The 4,418-nt window shown below is 57.1% G+C and carries 7 protein-coding genes and 1 other RNA gene; 6 read left to right on the plus strand and 2 right to left on the minus strand.

Annotated features, from left to right (window positions below; all coding sequences use genetic code 11):
- Positions 1-188: 188 nt before the first annotated feature.
- Positions 189-971: a fasciclin domain-containing protein gene (locus JK208_RS15745; RefSeq protein WP_211576707.1), complete on the plus strand. Its 783-nt coding sequence runs from the start codon at positions 189-191 to the stop codon at positions 969-971.
- Here the strand turns inward: JK208_RS15745 and JK208_RS15750 are convergent.
- Together JK208_RS15750 and JK208_RS15755 are read right to left on the minus strand one after the other, a co-directional pair.
- Positions 942-1,520, minus strand: coding sequence for a thiamine phosphate synthase (locus tag JK208_RS15750; protein ID WP_211576708.1), 579 nt, complete (start codon positions 1,518-1,520; stop codon positions 942-944). The two genes, JK208_RS15745 and JK208_RS15750, sit on opposite strands and share 30 nt — an antisense overlap.
- A complete protein-coding gene (locus JK208_RS15755) occupies positions 1,507-1,941 on the minus strand; it encodes a hypothetical protein (protein WP_211576709.1) in 435 nt (144 codons plus the stop codon). Before JK208_RS15755 ends, JK208_RS15750 begins: the two co-directional genes overlap by 14 nt.
- Before the next feature lie 35 nt (positions 1,942-1,976).
- Here JK208_RS15755 and JK208_RS15760 point away from each other — a divergent pair, with 35 nt between their 5' ends.
- From JK208_RS15760 to JK208_RS15780, 5 genes are all read left to right on the plus strand, one after another.
- The gene (locus JK208_RS15760) at positions 1,977-2,195 is read left to right on the plus strand and encodes a hypothetical protein (RefSeq protein ID WP_211576710.1); all 219 of its coding nucleotides are present in this window, start codon (positions 1,977-1,979) and stop codon (positions 2,193-2,195) included.
- A 3-nt stretch (positions 2,196-2,198) separates the two neighbouring features.
- Positions 2,199-2,543, plus strand: a complete 345-nt coding sequence (locus JK208_RS15765) for a cell division protein ZapA (protein WP_194268017.1) — start codon at positions 2,199-2,201, stop codon at positions 2,541-2,543.
- Between the two features lie 49 nt (positions 2,544-2,592).
- A non-coding RNA gene (gene ssrS / locus JK208_RS15770) (6S RNA) lies at positions 2,593-2,749 on the plus strand.
- Positions 2,736-3,314, plus strand: a complete 579-nt coding sequence (locus JK208_RS15775; protein ID WP_211576711.1) for a 5-formyltetrahydrofolate cyclo-ligase — start codon at positions 2,736-2,738, stop codon at positions 3,312-3,314. Before ssrS ends, JK208_RS15775 begins: the two co-directional genes overlap by 14 nt.
- 11 nt (positions 3,315-3,325) lie before the next feature.
- Positions 3,326-4,141: a TIGR00282 family metallophosphoesterase gene (locus JK208_RS15780; protein ID WP_211576712.1), complete on the plus strand. Its 816-nt coding sequence runs from the start codon at positions 3,326-3,328 to the stop codon at positions 4,139-4,141.
- The last annotated feature ends 277 nt before the right edge of the window (positions 4,142-4,418 follow it).

Below are 4,418 nucleotides of genomic sequence, written 5' to 3' on the forward strand. Positions count from 1 at the left end.
GGCGGCTGGGGCGGCATGGGTGGATGGGGTGGCGGTTTTCCGTCGACCTATTACAACACCAGCTGTCAGACGACATTCGAACTGGTCAGCGGTCATGTCGTCGGATGGACCATGCGTGGGGACGGGTGCTGAAACGCCCGACCTGCTCTATGGTCGTCTCTCCCGCTCACAGGATGGTGCGATCAGGCATGGATGTGCGACTCGATGTTTTCCCTTCAGGACGTTTTCCGGGCTGGGGGAAAGGGCTGAAACTCGGCGTGGGGCTCCTGCTCGGGGCCACGCTGTCCGCCTGTGGCGATCCTGACTGGCAGGGCACGGACTGGACGAAGAACTATCAGGACAGTTTCGAGACCCAGATCAGCGCCCGCGCGTCTGCAATGCCGGGAAGCACTGACGGCGCCTATCAGCCCAGTGCGGACGGGACGCCCAACAGTCCGGTCGCCTATCACTCGCCTCCGATGCTGTCTTATGAGGATCGTCCGCTTGACGAGAATATCGCGGGTTCTCTGGAACTCAGCGACTACGTCAAGGCGATTCAGGTGGCGAAGCTGGAGCCGTGGATCAGTGGGCCGGGGCCGTACACGCTTTTTGCGATTCCCAATGCGGCTATGGAACGCCTGAGTGCGCGCTGGCCTGGTGGGCTGCTGGCTCCGGCCAATCGCGGGCAGCTCGTCCATATTCTGGGCTACACGATTGCCTATGGAAAATGGAACGAAGCCGCTTTGCGCCGGGCCATCCAACGCAATCATGGCCATGCAATCGGCCTGAAGACCCTATATGGCGATCTTCTGGGCGTGAAAGTGTCTCCGCGTACGGGCGAACTGCTGCTCGAGAATGCAGCGGGTGAGACCAACCGTCTGTGGGGCAAGTCTTTCCCGCAGTCCAATGGCGTTCTTTACTTCACTCAGGACGCGCTTCTGCCGATCCCTACCGTAAAGGTTTCAGCCGGCCGCAAGCACGGCCATCGCTGAAAATCGCTCTTTATCCTTGCCATCAAACTGAAGGGGGATGGCAAGGAAATCGGCACCGGCAGTGATTGCTGAGGAAGCATCCGCCGCAGTCGTGACATTCTCCGTGACGCCCGGAAGTTCCATGACAGAACTCCACCATGTCACGAGTTCCAGATCCCCCGCAGGAAACGCGACATAATCGGCGCCCGATTCGCCAGCTTTCATGGCATCATCGCGGTTTTCGCACGCACAGCCGATCGGCATATCGCTTCCGACGGTTTTGCGAAGGGCGACCAGATCCTCGACACAAGCGACATGCAGCCCATCGCAGACTCCCAGAAGAGAGGCCGGGGTATTGGACAGCGGAACGCCGACTTCAGTGATCAGGGCGACGCCATTGGCATGGAGCAGGTCCACCAACTGTGAAAGCTGTGCTTTCTCTGGCGTCCAGCTACAGGGCAACCGAAGGGCGGTGACTTCAGGCAGCGGCAGAATATCGCGGAGCACCTCTAAAGCGGCGTTCATATCAAAACCGGCAGGTAAAACGGGGTAGAGATCACAGGCTGTCATGGGGATGTTCTCGCAGATTGTGGATGCGGGAGCTAGGCGGTCTTAGCGTCAGGATCCGTCCGCGGTATCGGTCGTAGGAGTCCAGTGTGCGAAGCTGCGCGGCATTGACCCGACAGATCGCCCAGCCGACCCTGCAATCCAGCGCCTGTCGTGCCGCTGTGGGAGACGCGCCGCAATCCAGAACAGATAATCCCGCATGGTCGCCCATGACGTTCAGCCACCAGGGAACGCCAAAGCTGCTGCCTGCGCTTTCGACGGAGAGGGCAAAAAACCGATTTCCCTTGAGCCGGGTGATCCGATCCATCTCATGGCGCGACGAAATGACGAAAACAGGATAGTGAAAGGGCAGGGATGTCCTTGACCCCAAAGCGGGATCGGGTCTTTCCTGAGCAACGGGCCGGAGCGGGTCTGTATCGGGCATTTGACTGGCATAATGATTGCAGGAACGGGAAGAACGTGGCGGTAAACGAGACAGGTATTGCGCAGGACGATAAGACGGTTGAGCGTCTTGAGGAAGCGATGATGCGGATTGCCGCTGCGTCCGAGCGTCATGTTCTGGCAAAGGAAGCCTGTGAGCGCGCCCTTCATTCCACGCCTGACCTTTCGGAATTCGCAGCTAATATCGATGCGCTGTGCGCCCGCATTCAGGGCGTGCTGAACAGGAAAAAGGGCTGAGCGATGGGACAGGTATCCATTCGCCTTAATGGCTACGTCTATAATGTCGGGTGTCAGGATGGCGAAGAAGCCCATCTGTATGATATGGCCCGTCATGTCGAAGGCTGGCTTCAGCGGGCCCGGAGTCTGGGTGGGGCTGCAAGCGAATCCAAAACGCTCATGATGGCTGCGCTTCTGATGGCCGATGAAATTTTCGAACTGAAGCACCGGCAGATTTCGCCTCAGGCCGAAGCGCAAATCCAGCAGGCCGGACATCTGCTTCAGCGTGAGGGGGCGCGTCAGGAGCGTCTGGCTCGTCTGGCGGGGCAGGCAGAGCTTCTTGCCTCGGAACTGGAGCGCACTTCCTGATTCTTCAAGGTTTGCATTGAATATCGGGCCGGACAGTCTAATATAGGTGATGGAGCTGCCTGGTGCGTCAGGCAAATCATCCCCCGGGCCGATAAGCATTCCTACGGGAACTGGCTCTGTCGTGGCCCTGGTCACGTTAACCGGTGCCCACCTGCACTTGCAGGTCTAGGAGGGCTGAAAAGACCAACGGCTTTGGCGGCTCCACAGATCTCTGAAATCGACGTTCTGAAAAAAGATCTTCGCCGCAAAATGGCCGATTATCGGCAGGGGCTGTCTTCTGAAGACGAAGAGAGGCTGCGCGGCTTTCTCTTAAAAAAAATTCTCGCACAGCCTGCTCGAAAAATTGCCGCAGTCTGGCCTCTTGCCGAAGAAGTCGATCTTCGCCCCCTGTGTCATGCTCTGTCTGAAGCTGGGCGTCAGGTTCTGTTGCCTGAAACCACACCAAAAGGTTCTCCTTTGATCTTCAGGCGTTGGACGCCTTCATCTTCCATGATTGTTGGCCGTTTCGGAACATCGCATCCGGAGGGTGACGTTGACGTTCCGGATCTTGTTCTCGTGCCATTTCTGGCATTTGACCGTTTTGGTTACAGGCTTGGATATGGCGGCGGCTATTATGACCGTACTTTGGCCGCACTGAATGTTCCGGCGATCGGCTTTGGCTTTTCCGGTCAGCAGATCGATGCCGTTCCTACAGGCCCGTACGATATTCCGTTAAAAACGATCGTGACGGAGTGTGGGGTGATCCGGACTGATAACCCAAAATCTTTATGAAAGACTGACTGTTGAGACTGCTGTTTCTGGGCGACATTATCGGGCGTAGCGGGCGTGAGGCCATTATCCGAAATCTGGCCGACTGGCGTGAGAAACTCTCGCTGGATCTGGTGGTCGCCAATGGCGAGAATGCGTCACACGGCTATGGCCTGTCCCCGGACATTGCGAAAAACCTGCATAGTGCTGGCGTCGATGTCATTACGCTGGGCAACCATGCCTGGGACCGTCGTGATATGCTCGGCTATATCAATCAGGCTCCTTACATTGTCAGGCCTGCCAATTACCCTGCCGGAACGCCGGGGCAGGGGAGTCATATCGTCGAAATCAGCCGTGGGCGCAGGGCTCTCGTCATCAATGTGATGGGGCGCATTTTCATGGACCCGCTGGATGACCCTTTCCGGATCGTCAGCGAAATCCTGTCAAAGCATCGGCTTGGCGTGACGGTGCATGCCATCCTGATTGACGTTCATGCCGAAGCCACCAGCGAGAAAATGGGCTTTGGAGCTTATTTTGATGGCAGGGCTTCTGTTGTGGTGGGAACGCACACGCATGTTCCCACTGCGGATCATCGCATTCTGCCTGCGGGTACGGCCTATCAGACGGATGCCGGGATGTGTGGCGACTACGATAGCGTCATAGGAATGGGAAAACCCGCAGCACTCCACAAGCTGGTTCGCAAAACTCCGGGTGACCGCCCGCAGCCGGCGGAAGGGGAGTCGACAGTCTGTGGGCTTATGGTGGAAACGGATGACGCTACCGGTCTGGCCAGAAAGGTCGCTCCGCTACGGATTGGCGGACATCTGGCTCCCAACTGGCCGGATTTCTGAGAAAAGCAGAAAATTTGAGAAAAAACCGCCTTTTTTCGAGTTCGATTCGCAATGAATAATGGGGGTTAGTCTCTTCTGCCGCAGAAAACCGGGATTTTATCTGTTGATAAGTGTCTTGTGAATTCTGTTTGACACTCTGTGATCTCCCCCGTATAAGCCCGTTCACCGACGCAGCGAGGCCCACTTCGAGGGGTTCTGGGGCGGCGGGGATGACGGTCTTTGAAAATTGAATATGGAATTGGAAGGGATATGTTGGCGGCGTTTTGGTGCTGGTGAT

Source organism: Gluconobacter sp. Dm-74, assembly GCF_018256135.1.
Taxonomy (GTDB): Bacteria; Pseudomonadota; Alphaproteobacteria; order Acetobacterales; family Acetobacteraceae; genus Gluconobacter; species Gluconobacter cadivus.

Excerpts from the sequence above, each read along its gene's own strand:
- JK208_RS15765 (WP_194268017.1), top strand. The coding sequence starts at position 2,199 with ATGGGACAGGTATCCATTCGCCTTAATGGCTACGTCTATAATGTCGGG.
- JK208_RS15750 (WP_211576708.1), bottom strand. The coding sequence starts at position 1,520 with ATGACAGCCTGTGATCTCTACCCCGTTTTACCTGCCGGTTTTGATATG.
- JK208_RS15755 (WP_211576709.1), bottom strand. The coding sequence starts at position 1,941 with ATGCCCGATACAGACCCGCTCCGGCCCGTTGCTCAGGAAAGACCCGAT.
- JK208_RS15745 (WP_211576707.1), top strand. The coding sequence starts at position 189 with ATGGATGTGCGACTCGATGTTTTCCCTTCAGGACGTTTTCCGGGCTGG.